Source organism: Bifidobacterium sp. M0399 (assembly GCF_016100595.1).
In the GTDB taxonomy this organism is placed as follows: Bacteria; Actinomycetota; Actinomycetes; order Actinomycetales; family Bifidobacteriaceae; genus Bombiscardovia; species Bombiscardovia polysaccharolytica.
Window position 1 is genome coordinate 565,507 of the sequence record NZ_JACFSD010000002.1, and the last position, 17,673, is coordinate 583,179.

General features: G+C 58.1%; 11 protein-coding genes. 7 read left to right on the forward strand and 4 right to left on the reverse strand.

Annotated features, from left to right (window positions below; all coding sequences use genetic code 11):
• Positions 1-64: 64 nt before the first annotated feature.
• The 3 genes from gyrA (at position 65) to H3V09_RS06940 (ending at position 4,597) form a co-directional block, all read left to right on the forward strand.
• Positions 65-2,692, forward strand: coding sequence for a DNA gyrase subunit A (gene gyrA, locus H3V09_RS06930; RefSeq protein WP_408610693.1), 2,628 nt, complete (start codon positions 65-67; stop codon positions 2,690-2,692).
• 104 nt (positions 2,693-2,796) lie between these two features.
• Positions 2,797-3,423, forward strand: a complete 627-nt coding sequence (locus tag H3V09_RS06935; RefSeq protein ID WP_110424635.1) for a DUF3566 domain-containing protein — start codon at positions 2,797-2,799, stop codon at positions 3,421-3,423.
• Positions 3,424-3,481: 58 nt separating this feature from the next.
• Positions 3,482-4,597 carry a VanZ family protein gene (locus tag H3V09_RS06940; protein WP_198191154.1) on the forward strand — a complete coding sequence of 372 codons (1,116 nt, stop codon included), beginning with the start codon at positions 3,482-3,484 and terminating at the stop codon, positions 4,595-4,597.
• Here the strand turns inward: H3V09_RS06940 and H3V09_RS06945 are convergent.
• Entirely contained in the window at positions 4,543-5,496 is a 954-nt protein-coding gene (locus tag H3V09_RS06945) for a DMT family transporter (RefSeq protein ID WP_121912772.1), read from the reverse strand. The two genes, H3V09_RS06940 and H3V09_RS06945, sit on opposite strands and share 55 nt — an antisense overlap.
• Positions 5,497-5,692: 196 nt before the next feature.
• On the opposite strand from H3V09_RS06945, the gene H3V09_RS06950 reads away from it, so the two are divergent.
• Complete coding sequence (locus H3V09_RS06950) at positions 5,693-6,403, forward strand: LytR/AlgR family response regulator transcription factor (protein ID WP_046322082.1); 711 nt, start codon at positions 5,693-5,695, stop codon at positions 6,401-6,403.
• A complete protein-coding gene (locus tag H3V09_RS06955) occupies positions 6,400-7,767 on the forward strand; it encodes a sensor histidine kinase (protein ID WP_198191153.1) in 1,368 nt (455 codons plus the stop codon). The genes H3V09_RS06950 and H3V09_RS06955 overlap by 4 nt, the downstream gene beginning before the upstream one ends.
• On the opposite strand, the gene H3V09_RS06960 is transcribed toward H3V09_RS06955, so the two are convergent.
• The 3 genes from H3V09_RS06960 to H3V09_RS06970 all read right to left on the reverse strand — a co-directional run bounded on the left by H3V09_RS06960 (position 7,731) and on the right by H3V09_RS06970 (position 12,044).
• Positions 7,731-8,780: a glycosyltransferase family 2 protein gene (locus tag H3V09_RS06960; protein ID WP_198191152.1), complete on the reverse strand. Its 1,050-nt coding sequence runs from the start codon at positions 8,778-8,780 to the stop codon at positions 7,731-7,733. The two genes, H3V09_RS06955 and H3V09_RS06960, sit on opposite strands and share 37 nt — an antisense overlap.
• 170 nt (positions 8,781-8,950) lie before the next feature.
• Positions 8,951-9,622: a hypothetical protein gene (locus H3V09_RS06965; protein WP_198191151.1), complete on the reverse strand. Its 672-nt coding sequence runs from the start codon at positions 9,620-9,622 to the stop codon at positions 8,951-8,953.
• The gene (locus H3V09_RS06970) at positions 9,615-12,044 is read right to left on the reverse strand and encodes a glycoside hydrolase family 3 C-terminal domain-containing protein (protein WP_198191150.1); all 2,430 of its coding nucleotides are present in this window, start codon (positions 12,042-12,044) and stop codon (positions 9,615-9,617) included. The genes H3V09_RS06965 and H3V09_RS06970 overlap by 8 nt, the downstream gene beginning before the upstream one ends.
• Positions 12,045-12,836: 792 nt before the next feature.
• Between H3V09_RS06970 and H3V09_RS06975 the strand changes: the two genes are divergently transcribed.
• Both H3V09_RS06975 and H3V09_RS06980 read left to right on the forward strand, forming a co-directional pair.
• Positions 12,837-15,929 carry a glycoside hydrolase family 3 C-terminal domain-containing protein gene (locus H3V09_RS06975; RefSeq protein WP_198191149.1) on the forward strand — a complete coding sequence of 1,031 codons (3,093 nt, stop codon included), beginning with the start codon at positions 12,837-12,839 and terminating at the stop codon, positions 15,927-15,929.
• Between the two features lie 500 nt (positions 15,930-16,429).
• Positions 16,430-17,266: an alpha/beta fold hydrolase gene (locus H3V09_RS06980; protein WP_198191148.1), complete on the forward strand. Its 837-nt coding sequence runs from the start codon at positions 16,430-16,432 to the stop codon at positions 17,264-17,266.
• The last annotated feature ends 407 nt before the right edge of the window (positions 17,267-17,673 follow it).

The following is a 17,673-nucleotide window of genomic DNA, read 5'->3' on the forward strand; positions in this document are numbered from 1 at the left end:
CAGCTCGGACCAGGACGGCCTCAACCTGCCCGACGGGTCTCGAGAGCCACTCAGCCCACAAGAGATGGACAACACCGATTATGGCCTCCTTAAGGGCGAACGGATTCAACCCATTGACCTCCAGCAGGAGATGCGAGAATCATACCTGTCCTATGCCCTGTCCGTAATTGTGGAGCGGGCACTGCCCGACGTCCGCGACGGCATGAAGCCGGTCCATCGCAGGGTCATCTACGCCATGTACGACGGCGGATACCGGCCCGACCGCGGCTACAACAAGTGCTCGCGCGTGGTGGGCGACGTCATGGGCAAGTACCACCCCCACGGCGATGCGGCCATCTATGACACCATCGTGCGCCTGGCCCAGTCCTGGTCCATGCGCTATCCGCTGGTGGACGGCCAGGGCAACTTCGGATCCCCCGGCGACGACCCGGCAGCCGCCATGAGGTACACCGAGTGCCGCATGGCCCCCCTGGCCATGGAGATGGTGCGCGACATCGACAAGGATACGGTCGACTTCATACCCAACTACGATGGCAAGACCCAGGAGCCCACGGTTCTGCCCTCCCGCTTCCCCAACCTGCTGGTCAACGGATCAGCCGGCATCGCCGTGGGCATGGCCACCAACATTCCTCCGCATAACCTGCGCGAGGTATCCAAGGGTGTGCACTGGGCTCTAGAGCATCCCGAGGCCTCCAAGGAGGAGCTGCTCAACGCCCTGATCGCCATCATCAAGGGGCCTGATTTCCCCACCGGCGCCACCATTCTTGGGCACAAGGGCATTGAGCAGGCCTACCGGACCGGACGAGGTCTGATCACCATGCGGGCCGTGGTCAACACCGAAGAGATCCGCGGAAGGATGTGCCTGGTGGTCACCGAGCTGCCCTACCAGGTCAACCCCGATCGGCTTGCCTCCTCCATCCGCGAGGCCGTGCGCGATGGCAAGATCCAGGGCATTGCCGACATGCGCGATGAAACCTCGGGCCGCACCGGCCAGCGCCTGGTCCTGGTGCTCAAGCGCGATGCCGTGCCCAAGGTGGTTCTCAACAACCTTTACAAGCACACCCAGCTTCAGCAGACCTTCGGAGCCAACATGCTGGCCCTGGTGGACGGAGTCCCCCGGACCCTGAGTCTGGACGCCTTCATCCGCCACTGGGTGGACCACCAGCTGGACGTGGTCGAGCGGCGCACCCGCTACCTGAAGCGCGAGGCCGAGGATCGCGACCATATCCTGCAGGGGTATCTGAAGGCCTTGGATATGATTGACCAGGTCATTGCCCTGATTCGCGCCTCCAAGGACGTGGAAACAGCCCGCACTGGCCTGATGGAGCTGCTGGACGTGGACGAGGTCCAGGCCGATGCCATCCTGGCCATGCAGCTGCGTCGTCTGGCTGCCCTGGAACGGCAGAAGATCCTGGACGAGCACGAGGATCTCATGCGCAAGATCGCCGACTACAACGACATCCTGGCCCACCCCGAGCGTCAGCGCACCATCGTGGGTGATGAGCTGGACGAGATCGTCGACAAGTACGGCGACGAGCGGCGCACCCGGATCGTCCCCTACTCGGGTGAGATGAACGTGGAGGATCTGATCGCCGACGAGCAGGTTGTGGTCACCGTCACCCACTCCGGCTTCGTCAAGCGGACCAAGGCCGATGAGTACCGGGCCCAGCACCGCGGCGGCAAGGGCATCCGCGGAGCCAGGCTGCGTGAGGATGACGTGGTGGACCACTTCTTCCTGACCAGCACCCACAACTGGCTGCTCTTCTTCACCAACAAGGGCCGGGTGTACCGGCTTAAGGCCTATGAGCTGCCTGAGGGCTCCCGCGACTCCAAGGGACAGCATGTAGCCAACCTGCTTCAGTTGGGTCAAGGCGAGCGGATTGAACAGGTCCTTTCCCTGCACGGCTATGACGATGCGGACTATCTGGTATTGGCCACGCGGACGGGACGGGTCAAGAAGACCCGCCTGGACGAATATGATTCGCCCCGTCAGGGCGGTCTGATCGCCGTGCGACTGATGGAGCTAGGCACCGTCACCGACGAGGAGGGACAAGAGGTGCCCCAGAGCGATGAGTTGGTGGGTGCAGCACTCTGCAATGCCGATGACGAAATCATCCTGGTCTCCCGCAAGGGCATGAGCGTGCGCTTCTCGGCCGACGACTCCACCCTGCGGCCCATGGGACGGCAGACAGCCGGCGTCCAGGGCATGCGGTTCCGCCCAGGCGACGAACTGCTGAGCATGGACGTGATCGCCAAGGATTCCGAGGATGACCTGCTGGTGGTCACTGATGAGGGTTTTGCCAAGCGGACCGCTCTGAGTGAGTACCGCCTGCAGGGTCGCAACGGCTACGGTGTCAAGGCCATCGCCATGGTGGAGGGCCGGGGATCCCTGGTCGGCGCCCTGGTGGTGAATGAGGACGACCAGATCATGGCCATCATGAAGTCCGGCAAGGTCATCCGCTCCGATGTGGCCGAGGTCAAGCGGACCGGTCGCAACACCCAGGGAGTCACCCTGGCCAAGCCCGACAAGGGTGATGAGATTCTCTCCATCGCCCGCAATGCCGAACGTGACGACCAGGAAGAGGATGCCGATCAGACCGATCTGGCTTCCGCCGCTCCCCTGGCAGCCAAGGATCAGCCCATCGCCACCACCGGAACCGGCGACGGTCAGAGCCTGACCCAGGAGGACTGAGTTGGTCCGCTACCAGTCTGACAAGACTGGTAGCCTCGTAAGAAGTCATGCAGGCCCAGCGGCGGTATGCGCGGGCTATTGAACGCAAGGATCAAGGAGTGCCGATGAGTCAGGATGATCAGAAGCAGGTCAAGGCCGGCAAGCAGGGTGCTGGTAAGTCCCAAAAGGGGAAGACCAAGGCTGATGAATCCGCACAGGGCGAGTCCCGTCGAACTGCATCGGCCACTCCCCCGGCTCCTGCAGCCGGCAGGACGGCATCGGGACGTTCCGCAAGAACCACAGCTTCGGCTGCCGGTCCGGTCAAGGTATCCTCATCCCGTCCTGTTCGACCTGCGGCTTCGGCTTCGGCGGCGCGTCCTCACGTGCCTCGGGCCCGGCGCATGCAACTGTCCCTGACCCGATTGGAGCCCTGGTCGGTGGCCAAGGTCACCTTCCTGTTGGCCATCGCCGGGGGCATCATTCAGGTGGTGGCTGCTGCTCTGCTCTGGTTCCTGCTCAACGCCATGGGGCTCTTTGACAACCTGACTCAGGTCATCTCCAAAACGGGCCTGGACGCGGGCGGCTTCGATCTGGGCCAGGTGCTGAGCCTGGGGACGGTCCTGAGTTCGGTGACCATCTTCTCTATTTTCGAGATTGTCATAGTAGTGGTTCTGGTCACCATTTTCGCCTTCCTCTACAACCTGGTCAGTTCCTTGGTAGGCGGCATCCACGTGACCTTGGGCGACGACTGAGCTCCTGGTCGGCGCAGTCAATCGGTCGATAGGCCCGAGGGCGATTTAGACTGGATTTGTGCTCTCGACATACTTGGACTACTTTAGCGGCTCCTTTGGCATATCTCTGGTCTTTTGGCCCTTGGCCTCGCTGATTCTGACCCTGCCCATTCTTGCCCTGATCTACAACCGGTATCACCGGCTCCGGTTGACAGCAGCCATGGCGGCCTACCTGACTGTCTTATACCTGCTGGCCTTGGTCTTCTTCACCCTCTGGCCTATGCCAGACGACCGTGCCGCCTTCTGCGCCACCCATCATCTGAGCCCCCAGCTCAACCCCCTGCAGTTCCTGACCGATCTGAGCACAGGCGGTCGGATGGCCATGCTGCAGATCCTGCTCAATGTGGCCTTCTTCCTGCCCCTGGGCTTCATCATGGGTCGAGTCTTCCGCTGGCGCTTCATCCTGGCCCTGCTTGTAGCTCTCCTGGTCTCCCTCTTCATCGAAACGGCCCAGCTGACCGGGGTCTTCGGCATCGTCGGCTGTGCCTACCGTCTCTTCGACGTGGACGACCTGATTTGGAACACTTCTGGCGCAATAATCGGCTATCTGGTGGCCATGGTTGCCAACAAACTCATTCCCACCCGTCAGGCTGACGCCGCCCAGCTGGTCACCAACCCAGGGTTCATACACCGTGCCGTCTCCCTGGCTCTGGATCTGCTCCTGGCCACCATCCTGTCCATGTCCCTAGGGATGGGCGTGACCTATGCGGTCCATCGCCTGGGTACCTACCAACTGGATGGCCACTACCGCTTTGGTGGGCTGCTGATCGCCCCCTCCGCTCTGGACGTGTTCGGGACTGTGGTGGATCTAGCTATGTTGCTGATCTTCGAACTGCTTATCCCTCTACCCCGTAGGGGACGGACGCTGGGCGCCACCTTCACCCACATGACCGTCGAGACCAAGCAGCGGCATGGCTGGTCCCGCTTCCTCTTCTATCTGTTCAGAACCGCGATTATCCTGGCTGTCTTCGGCCCATGGACCGGCAACGTTCAGATTGCAACGCGTATCCTGGCCCTGCTCCTGCTGGTCTTCTATCTGATCAAGCGGCAGATGCCTTACGACCTCTTGCCTGGGACAGCCTACCGGGAGGAAGACACAGGTGCAGAGGAATCCGCCGATGACCGGCGGGGGTGAAGCCTGACCTCGGACAGGATGATAGCGGTGAAGATGATGGCGAAGCCCAGCAGATGGGTGGCCGTCAGCTCCTCGTGCAGGACCAGGACCGAGACCAGCATGCCAAACAGGCTTTCTGAGCACAGGATTAGCGAACCTTGGGCGGCGGGGACCCTGGAAAAGGCGATGTTTTGGAAGTTCTGGGCCATGAGCGTCGAAATCAGTGTCAGATAAATCATGGAGCCCAAGGTCGATGGTGTGAAGTCGGCCGCACTGGGCAAGGGATCGAAGATCAGCGCGCAGACCAGAAAGAGGATACCGCCGAACAGTAGCTCCAGGTATGTCAGTGTGGGGGCATCGAACTTCTTGGTCAAAAACCCGGTGATCACCAGGTTGACCCCATAGAGCAGCGCGCCGGCCAGGGTCAGCAGGTCACCAGTGCTCAAAGACAGCCCCTGTCCCCCGCCGTGGGCTGGCAGTGAGATCAGAGCCACACCCAGGATGCAGATGGCAGCCGCGACGAAGTGGCGCAGGGCCGGTCGTCGACGGGCCATGATCCAGACCAGGAAGGGCACAAAGATGCAGTAGGTGGCCGTCAGGAAGGAATTGCGGCCTGGGGCGATGGTGGTCAGTCCCATCATCTGCAGACTGAAGGCCGCCCAGTAGCTGACCCCCAGTATCAGCCCCGGTACCAAGGTGTGTATGGCCCCGGTTCTACGCAGTCGTGGCAGCAAAAAGGGTGTCATGATGGCAATGGCACAGAGGATGCGAATGCCCATCAGCCAGCGTACGGTCAGAGTCTCCATGGCAACCTTTTCGAAGGTGTATCCGGCTCCCCAGGCGGCTGCGGCCATCAGCAGCATCAGGCGGGCCAGCCAGGTGGAGGGTTTCCAGGATGAAGAGGGTGCGAAGGTAGACATGTTTCGACTCTAATCGTTCCCGTCCACAAGTGAGAATTGATTCGCAAGGCAAAAAGCGAACAGTTCAAACCATGTTTGTCCGAGTTCGGCTTCAGACAATCGCGGTCTGCCATGCGGGCATCTTCGATATCATGGAAGAACGGTGATAACGGCGGCCGTAGGTCCTTGGCCGACGGGGTAAGGAGTGTGCACCAGGATGATCAGAATCGCAGTGGTGGATGACGATTCCATCAGCTGTCGAACCATGGTCAATTACCTGAGCCGCTACCGCAAGGAACGTCAGGAGGAACTGACGGTCAGCGTTTTCACCGATGGCAAGGCTTTTGCAGATGGTTATAGGCCTGTGTATGACATCCTTCTTCTGGACATTCAGATGACCCCCATGGACGGGATTGAAGTGGCCCACAGGGTGCGTGCCCGCGATGAGTCGGTGGTCATCGTCTTCATCACCTCCGCCCCCCAGTACGCCATCAACGGCTATGAAGTAGGCGCACTCTCCTACCTGCTCAAACCACTGCCCTGGTTCGCTTTCTCCCAGGAGCTGGACCGGTCCATCGCCCAGGTGCGCGGCCGCGTGGACCTGTCCATCCTGATTACCGAGGGCGCCCGATCCACCAGAATTCCCCTCAAGGACATCGTCTTCATCGAATCCGTCCGCCACAGCAGCGTCATCCACACATTGGATTCCTCGCTGACCACGAACAGCACGCTGAAGAGTCTTGAGGGACAGCTGGACCAGCGGGGATTCTTCCGCTCCAACTCCTGCTACCTGGTCAATCTGGCCCATGTGACGGGCATGGAGGACCAGGACTGCATTATGTCTACCGGTCAGCGGCTGCGGGTCAGCCGGCCCCGCAAGAAGTCCTTTATGACGGCCCTTACCGCTTACGTGGCAGGTCGGCCATGACCACCACCCACATCCTCAATGCCCTACCTGACATCCCCCGGCTCTATACAGCCATCAGTGAGTGGCTGGGTTGCCTGGTCTACCTGTTGGCCATCGGGCCGAGGATCTCTCGGTTGCGGATGGTGGCGGTCCTTCTGCCTGGTCTGGCTGTGCTGATCGTGGTTCAGTACTGGGCTGGCACCCTGCCTATCGCCTTCTGGATCATCAGCATGTGCCTGGCTGTGGTTTGCATGTACGCCATCATTATGCTGGCTTCAGGGTTGGGTGCGCTGGATGGGGCCTATCTGCTGGCCCGCGCCTTCGTCCTGGCTGAGCTGATCGCCTCCCTGCATTGGCAGCTGGACTCCTTCATGCGGCCATCCAGTCACAGCCTGTACGACCCAGCCTCACTGATTCTGCTGGTGTTGATCTACGGCGGCGTAGGGCTGCTGGCTTGGGTGGCTGAGCGACGTAACTTCGCCGATGCCCAGCCTTCCGTGCCTGGCCGCAGCGTCTTCATAGCCGCGGTTATCGCAGTGGTCACCTTCGCCATGTCCAACCTGAGCTTCGTCTCCACCAATACCCCCTTCTCCGGTCGGGTTGGCCTGGAGGTCTTCTATATCCGCACTCTGGTGGATCTGTGCGGGTTCGCCATGCTCTACGCCCAGCAGGAGCAGCTGCGGGAAAGCCATACCAGCGCCGAGCTGGCCTCCATTAACGCCCGGGCTTACAGCCAGCATCGGGAGTACATGCGCTCCAAGGAGAATCTTGAGGCTATGGGTAGGCTTGCACACGATCTCAAGCATCAGATCGCCGCCCTGCGCTCGCAGATGGATCCAGAGCGTAAGTCCCAGGACTTTGAGGAGCTGGAGGCTGCGGTCGGACGGTACGGGTCGCAGCAGCACACTGGTAACCCCATTCTGGACGTGGTCATGTCAACCAAGGAGCGCATCTGTTCCGAAGAGGGGATCACCCTGACCATGGTGGCCGATGGCTCGCTCCTGGAGGGGATGTCGCCCATGGATGTCTCCACTCTCTTCGGCAACGCCTTGGACAATGCCATTGAGGCCTTGAGAAAGGTCAAGGAGCCCGACCGCCGCCTGATCAAGGTGGCTTTATATGCTCGAGGACAGTTCGTCGTGATTCGCATCGAAAACTATTTCGCCTCGCCCCTGAATTGGAAAGGCAATGGCGAGCTGGCCACCACCAAGACCAGGACCGACGATGGTCTGCATGGGTATGGTGTCAAGTCCATTCGGCACATAGTCCACCGCTATCAGGGCGAGATGACCCTGCGCACCGAGCATCATTGGTTCAGCCTATGCGTGCTCTTGCCAAGGGAGGGCGATCAGTTGAAGCCCATGGCGGCTTCGGCGGCTTTATAACCCAGGCGGATGGCCAGGCGGCCCGGTCTGCCCGGCATGTTGATCATCCGGCAGAGCAGGGTGGAGCGGACATCGGAGGCGATGGCAGGGGAGCGGTGCTCCAGCCTGCTCCAGAGCATGTCCTTGTTCCTGTAGTTGCTGGGCTTGCGAGAGAGGATCAGAAAGACCGAGGTCACCACACAGTTGATGGACAAATAGTGGATCATATAACGATAAAGTCCACGGGGAACCGTCCCCGGGTCAGGCGTGGAATCCGCCATGAGCCCGTTGACCAGCAATAGTTGTGAAACTCGGGCGATCATAATCGAAGTCTGCACCGACTGGCCTTTGCGGCCGGTGTGATAGCGGTAGAAATTCGTGTCCAGGTAGAGCAGGGTATGCACCCAGGGCAGGGGCTGATAGGAGTAGATGAAGTCCACATAGTAGGTGTGCTCGGGCAGGTGGGTGCGGGCCTGGCGGAGCACCTCGGTGCGCAGGATCAGGGCATGCATGATCATGTACTGGGCCAGCCCGAACCGCCGTAGATGGTTCCAGTCCAGCACCTGCCCCGAATCCATGACGCTGCGGAAGTTGATGACCCGCTTATGCTTGCGGCCTTCTTTTTCATAGACGTAGTTGGTGACCACCATGTCCACAGGATTCGTACATCGCGATTGGTCGCACAACTGGTCCAGGACCAGACTCAGTGATGTCGGGTCCACCCAGTCATCGGCATCGACCACTTTGACGTAGCAGCCTCGGGCGGCTGCCAGGCCGGTGTTGACTGCGCCACCATGGCCCTTGTTGGTCTGGGTGATCAGACGGACGGTGTGCGGATGGCGTTCCTGGTATGACTGCACCACTTGCGCTGTGTCATCGGTGGATCCATCATCGACCACGATGACCTCCAGATCGTCCCCCTCCCGGCTCAGGAGCGAATCCAGGCAGGTCGGCAGATGCTGGGCCATGTTATAGGCGGGGACGATGAAGGTGAGAACGGGCGGGCTTGTGGAGGTCTGTCGATCAGCTGTCATGAACGATCACTTCGCAAAAGAATGGGTCGGCGGGTATGTCGGCGGGGTTGCCGTACCCCGCCGGCGGCCGTTGCGACCACTGTACATGATGGGTTTGAGGAAAAGGCCCCGCTCCTTTGGCTCCCGATGCATGCCGGTCCATTGGTAGCCGGGGGAGTGGGGCCGGAATTTTACTGGGCGCTCGCCTGAGGCTCGGTGGGCTCCTGACGGAAGATGACCTTGAAGATGGGGAAGAAGACCCAGAAGGAGATTGCCGAGTTGATGATCATGGTGACCAGGTCGGCAACGGTGGTCCCCAGGCTGCCCCAGTTCAGAGTGTGCTGGAAGAAGCCGTAGATGGGGTCCTTGTACCAGCCCTGCAGCGCCGCCGCGATGATGGTGATGATCACATAGGCCGCCAGGTACCAGAAGGCCGCCTTCCAGACCGAGGAGTTGGACTTGAAGGTGATATTGCGCTGGAGGAAGAAGTTGATGATCTGGGCAATCAGCAGGGTGATCTCCACCGCGAGGAAGTAGGCCAGGCCGCCCCCGCCGCCGTGGCCAATCGACCCGGCCGCATAGTCGAAGAGATAGTAGGGTTTGCCACCGACGGTCCCCATGCGCCAGATCTGGAAGTTGGTGCCCACAAGGGAGGTGCCGTTGAAGATGGCCTTGAGCACGGGCATGAGTACCAGCTGCAAGACGGTGACCCCGTTGGACAGGATGAAGAAGACGATGAACTGGGCCAGGGTGGTGTGCCGGTCGCTAAACCGTTGCCACCAGCGGACAATCGCCCACTGTGATGTCGTCGTCGCTTTCCCCTGAGTCGGCTGTCCGGCCTGCTGGCTGTGCTGATCACTCATGATTGAGCTCCTTTCCGGTCCGGCGGTTGGCGGACATGTTCCTAAAGAATCCGGCGATGAATCCGCCCAGTCCCCGCCATAGGTGGCCATTAGGAATGCGCACGATGGCTTCGACCATGGCCGTGTCAATCAGCCCGTTGGTCATCTTGGCCATGGCCCTGGGGGGCATGTTGAGCAGGAAGAGGGTGTTCAGGTCGGGGTTGCCGGTCTTGGTCTCGTGGCGGCTCTCGTTCTTGGCCAGGAAGTTGGCCACGAACCTGGCCAGAGCGCTTCTGGAGTCCTTCCAGGACGAGAGCGGATCGTTGACGCCGAAGGTACTGATGGCGCTCTGTCGGACCACCGGGTGGCCGAAGAGCGCTGTCATAGCGTCGTCGTCGACTTCCTTGACCCGGCCGGTCAGGTAGGCGCCCAGGGCAGGGTCGGGACTCTGCGGGTCGACGGTGCCCTGGACGGTTAGATGTCCGCTCAGTTCCATGCTGCGGGCGTCGGATCCGATCATGATGGTCCAGTCGCCGGACTCGACCTGCCAGGAGTTGCTGGCTGTGTCGAAGTGCCGGAAGGTCGTCTGGTCGAAGTCGATACGGACACGGGTTGATTGACCGGCTTCCAAGCTGACTTTCTTGAAGCCTTTCAGCTCGCGGACTGGCCTGAGCACGCCACCCTTGGGTGCCTGGACGTAGAGCTGGGGAACGGTGGCCCCCCGCCTGTCCGAATCATTGGTCAGGGTGAAGGTGGCTCCCTTGTTGTCCACAGACAGATCTGCGTAAGTGAAGTGTGCGTAAGACAGGCCGTATCCGAAGGGGAAGCGTTCCTCTACGCCTGCAGTCAGGTAGTAACGGTAGCCGACGAATGGGCCCTCCCGGTAGATCGATTCGTGAGCAGGGTCGGGGTACCAGTCGGCGCTGGGGCAGTCGGCATAGGACTTGGGCCAGGTTTCCGCCAGGTGACCGGAGGGGTTGACCCGGCCCGTCAAGATGTTCAGGGTGGCTGATGCTCCAGCCTGCCCGGACAGTCCTATGTAGAGGACGGCATCGCACTGGTCGATCCAGTCGGTGGTGACAGGGGAGCCCGCTACCAGGACGACCACCAAAGGCTTGTCCGTCGCACCCAAGGCCTTGATCAGGTCGACCTGGTTGCTGGGAATGTCCATGTGGGAACGGTCCAGGCCCTCGGATTCGCTGCGCTCGTCCAGGCCCACGCAGGCAACGATTACATCAGCCTGGTCAGCCGCAGCCACGGCCTGGTCGATCAAAGATTGGTTCTTCTCGCCATGGCGTTCATATCCCTGACTGTAGGAGGCCAGCTCCAGGCCGTCGCCGTTGCCCTGCCTGAGCAGGTCCAGCATGCTTTCCTGCTTGGCAGCATTGACTTTTGAGGACCCAGATCCTTGGAACCTTGGAGTCTCGGCCATGTCGCCGACCAGGGCGATCCGTATGCCGGCGGCCAGTGGCAGACGTCCCTCCCGATTGACCAGAAGAACTGCAGATTCTTCTGCGATGCTTTGCGCCACCTGATGGTGATCCCGTATCTGGTCTGCGGTCAGGTTCCCATCGAGGTCCATGTCGGAGTGATAGGTAAGCTTGGCCAGTCGGGCCACTTCTTCGGCCCGGGCATTCAGGTCGGCCTCGTCCAGGCGGCCCTCCTGCACGGCCTTGGCTATCTGGCGGACGGAGTCGTACCCGGCCTGGGGCATTTCAAGGGAGGAGCCATTGGCGGCTGCGGCGACCGCACTGTTGGAGCCGCCCCAATCCGAGACCACCATGCCGTCGAAGCCCCACTCCTTGCGCAGGATGTCCTTGAGCAGGTGGGGATTCTCGTTGGCATAGGTGCCGTTGACCATGTTGTATGAGGTCATGATGGCCCATGGGTGGGCCTGGCGCACGGCAATCTCGAATCCGGTCAGGTAGAGCTCGCGCATGGTGCGCTCGTCCACAACGGAGTCGGATGCCTGACGGCGCAGCTCCTGGCTGTTCATGGCGAAATGCTTGGGGGTGGCGGCCACGCCCTGGGACTGGATGCCTTCAATAAGGCCTGCAGCCATATGACCAGCCACCTGGGGGTCTTCAGAATAGTATTCAAAGTTTCTGCCACATAGGGGGTTGCGCTTGATGTTCATACCCGGACCCAGGACCATGTTGACGCCCAAGCTTCTGGCCTCGCTACCCAGCGCTTGGCCCATGGTCTTGGCCAGCTCCGGGTCCCATGAGCAGGCCACAGTGCCGGCTGTGGGAAAGCATGTGGCGGGCTTGGATTTGCCCATGCCCAGGTTGTCCCCTGATCCGGTCTGGCGGCGCAGGCCGTGCGGGCCGTCGCTCAGGACCATGCTCGGGATGCCCGCCCTCTTCAAGGCTCGGGTCGCCCAAGTGGATTTTCCGGAGAGCAGCGATGCCCGTTCCAGAACTGTCAGATCCTTGACTTCCATGGTGTTCCCTCTCCACGACTCCTTCGGTGGTTAACCGGCCAGTCTCCCAGAGAGGTCAAGACCCGTGTCGAAATTCTCTTCAGGTTCAGAAAACACCGAAGTTTTCTGATAATGGCTCGGTTCTGCTTCGTTTGTATTATCGATGTTTGCTCCACCATGTGCGGCACTTTGAGACCAACCTGTTCAATTGGCCGCATAAATGGTCGTTGGTAGCGCCTTCTCTAACATCAAATACTGTTCTTTTGAGAGAAATTTTCAGCTATTTTTACTGGTTTTGCCAGATGTGCAGGCATGCAATCCTGCGTACCGCTTGAGTAATGGGGGTTTCGGACTTGAGCAAGCCATTCCAAGCAACTATTGACGAGGATTAAGTAAGAACGCGAGTTGCCTGTATTATCTGGATCATCTGGGGATGCTTCGCTTTTGGAGTCTATTCCTATGCGGATTTTAATTGTTTACGATTCGGCTCATTACAAGCTATAAGACCGGAATATTCGTTTTCGTGCCTAATTCTAGGAGCTTGCTGTGAGAAAACTACTACACCAGCAGAATCGTTATGCGAATCCTCTATAGGTGCCAGCAAATTAGGGTGTCAAAGCGACAGGTTGTGCTTTTTCCGAAGATTGCTTGAAAAGTGATGGATATTCTGACCGTGTTCGAAACAACTGAGATGTTAGGGAACGTACTGAGCGATTCCTCATCGCTGATGACCGTCGTCGGTGCTTTCCCCAAGTGTCAATGAAGAGACTGCAAGGAGAAATCGTGGAATCGGAAAAACCAAAGAAACCGAAGATGAGCGGACGGACGTTCAAGCGAATATGGATCACCGTTATTGTGGTCATCTTAGCTTTGGCTGTGGCTTTGACCGTGGCCGGCAATTCTTTCGCCAGTGTGCTTGACAGTTACCTGGGTGGAGGCCATGTGGTCGTAAAGAAAGCCTCGGGGACTTCAGACTGGAACACCACTTACAACGCCAAGACCACCAATTCTATGCAAGAAGCCAAGGCGAAAAGCGATGCCGTCTCTCAGAGGGTAACCGATGAAGGCATTGTTATGTTGAAGAATGATGGTGTACTCCCTTTGAAGGAGCAAAGTATAGTTTCGCCCTTCGGAGCGGGATATATGGATCCAGCCTATTCTGGTAGTGGAGCAGCGGCTACGACGGACAAGGAGATGGTTACTTCAGAGCAGGGGCTCAAGCATTATTTCAAAGTAAATGATGCAACAGTCCAAGCCATGAAAGGAGCTAAGACTTCGTCGCCAGGTGCTGCGCCAGGTACCAGGGCACTGAATGCGGACAAGAACTCGGTCCAAGCCATCATGGACAAGGGGAAGTCGGCCCATATCGATGAGTATGATCCCAGCATCTATACACCTCTTGCTGATAAGGTCAAGGACACAACGGGCATAGTTTTCATCAAGCGTTCAGGTTCCGAAGGAATCGACAAACGCACGCAGGGGTATGACGATGGAACTCCACATTATCTGGCTTTGACTGCGGCGGAGAAGAACACGATCAAGTTTGCCAAGGATCACTGCGCATCGGTTATTGTGGTGCTCAACAGTGCGAATCCTATGGAGCTGACCCCAATCATGGGTGGGGAATTCGAGGCTGATGCCATTGTATGGACCGGTACCACTGGCTCGCGTGGGTTTGAATCACTTGGCAGGATACTGAGCGGAAAGGTTAATCCTTCCGGTCGCTTGACAGACACTTATCCAACCGATTTCACCAAGGATCCGACCTTTGCCAATTTTGGTGAATACCATTACACCAACACTAAGGTCAAGGATCAATCGGTCTTGGGTGATTTCATGCCTGGAGCCAACCGCGGCACTATCGATCGCCCTTATGTCGAATATGAAGAGGGCATATACGTCGGCTATCGCTATTATGAGACGGCCAGTGTCGAAGATCCCGATTTCACATACGGCAGGCTGAATGAAAACGGCGGCATCGCCCAGCCTGGCGCTGTGGCCTATCCTTTCGGTTACGGGATGAGCTACACCTCTTTCGATCGTACGCTCAAGAATGTTCAGGTGTCCGATGGGAAGGTGGAAGCCACTGTCGAAGTAAGGAACACTGGCAAGGTAGCTGGCAAGGATACCGTCCAGCTGTACTACACAGCTCCCTACACCGACTATGACAGGAGCAATCACGTGGAGAAGTCTGCCACTGAACTGGGCGCCTTCGCCAAAACCAAACTCCTGCAACCTGGTGCTGGACAGGAGATCAAACTGAAGTTCTCTGAGGACGATATGGCTTCCTACGACTACCACCATAAGAATCATGACGGTTCCACCGGTGCCTATCTTCTGGAGGCCGGGAATTACGCCCTGCAACTCAAGAACAATTCTCATGATGTCCTGGACACCTACCAGTTCAATGTTGCCAATACACAGTTCTACGAAGGCAACAATCCACGGCAGTCCGACAAGGATGCACAATCCAAGCTCAACGACAAGGGTGAACCGACGGGCAAGCCTGAGCAGAAGGCCGGATTCAAGGCGCCCAGCAATCGCTTCCAGACCCTGAACGCCTACATGGATGAACAGGGTGTCACTCAGCTTTCACGTAGCAACTGGAAGGGAACCTTCCCAACAGCCCCGGAGGGACGCAAGGGCGTGGCTCCAAAGGTTGCTTTGGATGAATTCTCCTGGTTTGACAAGTTCGACCCTGATACCGATAAGGTTCTGGGCAATGACAAGGCCAGCAAGGTTTACCAAGATAAGGAGCCCAAGTCCAAAGCCAAGCATGATCTGGCTCTGATCGACCTGCGTGGCGAGGATTACAACAGCAAGAAGTGGGACCAATTGCTGGACCAGATCGATTGGCAAGGTGACAAGAAGAGTATCACTGAGGTTCTTTTCAAGGCTGCCTACCAAACCGCTGCGATTCCGTCCATCGACAAGCCTGCAACTGTGGATAAGGACGGTGCCATGGGATGGAGTATCAAGGGTGCTTCATCCTGGGCAGGCGCCAATGTCATAGCCTCCACTTGGAACGTAAATCTTCTGAAGGAGATGGGGGAGGCCTTGGGCGAGGAGGGTCTGCAGTCAGGCCTGAACGCTTGGTATGCTCCTGGAGTCAATACTCACCGGTCTCCTTTCAGCGGTCGTGTCTACGAGTACTACTCCGAAGACGGCCTCCTGTCCGGGAAGCTGGCTGCAGCGTCGATAAGCGGTGCTGGCAATAAGGGCATCTTCAGCTACTTGAAGCATTTTGCTCTCAACGAGCAGGAGACCTTCCGCGATATGTACCTGGCTACTTGGGCTAATGAGCAAGCAGTGCGCGAGATCTATTTGAAGCCCTTTGAAATTGCCGTCAAGGAGGCCAGGAGCACTGAGAAGTACATTGGTGACAGCAAGGGAACGATGACGACCAAGGTCATTCGTTCGGCTACGGGCATCATGTCTTCTCAGAACAGCATCGGTGGTGTGATCGGGTTTGCGCATCGTGGTCTGCTAACCGATGTGCTCCGCGGCGAGTGGGGTTTCCAAGGCGCAGTAATCACGGATCTTTATCCAACTAAGCAACATCAGCTGCGCGATATGACCCTTCGCGCAGGTAACGATCTCTTCATGAATCAGATGGAGAACGCTGCACAGGATTACGACAGCCCGACCGCCCGGATGGCCATGAGGAGGGCCCTACACAACATCGGCTACGCCACAGTGAATTCAAATGCTATGAATGGAATCACTCCAAGGTCACGGCTGGGGTATTCCATGAGTCCTTGGAAGAAACTGCTCTATGGAATCGATGTGGCCATCGTAGTTGTGGCCGCGCTCCTCATCTTCTGGATCGTGCAGCGGGGACGTGATGAAAAAGCCAACCCGGACCGTTACAAGAAGCCGAAGAGCCGCAAAAAGGTCAAAGCGTAATGGTGTAAGGGTTCAGAATCCAAGGATCCACATCTGATCAATCAGTGGGTCCAAGCCCAATTGGGGCAACCGTGATTCAACGGTTGCCTCATTTTTATGCTTGGCTGCCTATGACGCTGACCGTAAAGTTAGGCAGCATGCATTTTCCAAGAATTGTGGGGCTTCAATGGGTGGGACTGTTCAAATATTAGAAGGTTCATGGAGATCTTATTGATGTCGTCGATACCTGCAACCTTCTGAGGAAAAAAGTGCTTAATGGCGGGCTTGGTGGGCGGTATAAAACTGTTACTTTGGCGCTGCAGTCGTTTCCTTGACTGGTGTTGTGGGACTAACTAGGACTACTCTCTTGCACGTTTTGTTGTTCGAATGAGAGATTCGTGTGGTCTGTTTTCCGATAGAATTCCATTATGGCCCAAGGCAGAAGCTGTGTTCATCCTCAGTGTTCCACGCATTCACGTTTGTATTGGACGTGGATTAGAGGTACACGCCTTGTCTTCTCGATGAATCCAGCTCCTCGCCGTACCCCTATTATCCTTTACCTCCATGGTGGCCCGGGCGATGCCTGCATTCCACTCACCATGCGCTACAACGCGGCCTTGGAGCGCGATTTCCGCTTCATCAACCTGGACCAGCGGGGCAGCGGTCTGTCCTATCATCCTTTTGCCCCTGGCGAGGCGGTGACCATCGATTCGATGGTCGAAGATGTTCATCAGTTCGTGCTGAAGCTTCTTCGGGCCTACGGACAGGATTCCCTGATTCTCATCGGTCATTCCTGGGGTAGCGTCCTAGGGCTGGAGATAGTGAAGCGCTATACCTCGCTTGTTCGTTGCTACATCGGCCTTGGGCAGGTTGTCAGCATGCGCGCCGCTCTTCAGGTAAGACGGCATTGGGGGCAACAGAATTTGGGTCCCCGGCTCGGTTCGGTCGTCAGCAGGGAGAGCGGAACCGCTGACATGGTGCTGATGATCAATGAGTTGCTGTCTCGTGGCGGGGCTGCCATGCTGTTCGGATCCCTGGGACGGATCATGACTTACCTGCGCTCGCCCTACTACAACTGGTCACGTCTGCTCAACCACGCCAAGGGGGTGGCTCAATCCCGCGCTCGCTTGGATGCTGAGCTGGAGCAGGTTGATTTCAGCAGGCAGACTTCTTTCGAGGCGCCGGTATATTTTATCAGCGGCAAGTATGACCGTCACCTGCCAGGCACTCTGGTTGAGCGGTTTGCAGATGGGCTGAAGAGTCCGCATCGGTTTATCCGCTTTGACCGGTCAGGACACTGCCCGCAGTGGGATGAACCAGAACGGTTCGCGGTGACGGTCAAAGCTCTCTGCTTGTAGCGCTTTATTGATAAGCAAGGATTGCCTTGCCGCTTGTACCCATTCGCATGGTGGAAATACATGCTGCGCGCGGCGAAAACTACTAATATGAGTCACTGGAAGATATTGGTTTGAGCCTCGCTGGAGAGTGTGCGGGGTTCCTGGATTGACGAAGGTCGATGAAACGGGGAATATGTCGATGGAAATCGACACGCCGTAGAATCCCCGGAATCATTGGGTTCCTTCGATATTTTTCTATGCCAATTTGCGGGACAACGCAACTTCGTGTAAGTTTACTTCTTGCTGCCCGGCAGTGATGAGAACTCTTCGGAGGGCTTGGAGCTGTTGGTGTGGTGGTGGTTTGAGAACTCAAGAGCGTGTTTGTGCTACTTATAGCTTTTTGATTGCCAGTCCGATGCCCGCCCGGC

Excerpts from the sequence above, each read along its gene's own strand:
- H3V09_RS06975 (WP_198191149.1), top strand. The coding sequence starts at position 12,837 with ATGAGCGGACGGACGTTCAAGCGAATATGGATCACCGTTATTGTGGTC.
- H3V09_RS06965 (WP_198191151.1), bottom strand. The coding sequence starts at position 9,622 with ATGAGTGATCAGCACAGCCAGCAGGCCGGACAGCCGACTCAGGGGAAA.
- H3V09_RS06960 (WP_198191152.1), bottom strand. The coding sequence starts at position 8,780 with ATGACAGCTGATCGACAGACCTCCACAAGCCCGCCCGTTCTCACCTTC.
- H3V09_RS06980 (WP_198191148.1), top strand. The coding sequence starts at position 16,430 with ATGAATCCAGCTCCTCGCCGTACCCCTATTATCCTTTACCTCCATGGT.
- H3V09_RS06950 (WP_046322082.1), top strand. The coding sequence starts at position 5,693 with ATGATCAGAATCGCAGTGGTGGATGACGATTCCATCAGCTGTCGAACC.
- H3V09_RS06970 (WP_198191150.1), bottom strand. The coding sequence starts at position 12,044 with ATGGAAGTCAAGGATCTGACAGTTCTGGAACGGGCATCGCTGCTCTCC.
- H3V09_RS06935 (WP_110424635.1), top strand. The coding sequence starts at position 2,797 with ATGAGTCAGGATGATCAGAAGCAGGTCAAGGCCGGCAAGCAGGGTGCT.
- gyrA (WP_408610693.1), top strand. The coding sequence starts at position 65 with ATGGACAACACCGATTATGGCCTCCTTAAGGGCGAACGGATTCAACCC.
- H3V09_RS06945 (WP_121912772.1), bottom strand. The coding sequence starts at position 5,496 with ATGTCTACCTTCGCACCCTCTTCATCCTGGAAACCCTCCACCTGGCTG.
- H3V09_RS06955 (WP_198191153.1), top strand. The coding sequence starts at position 6,400 with ATGACCACCACCCACATCCTCAATGCCCTACCTGACATCCCCCGGCTC.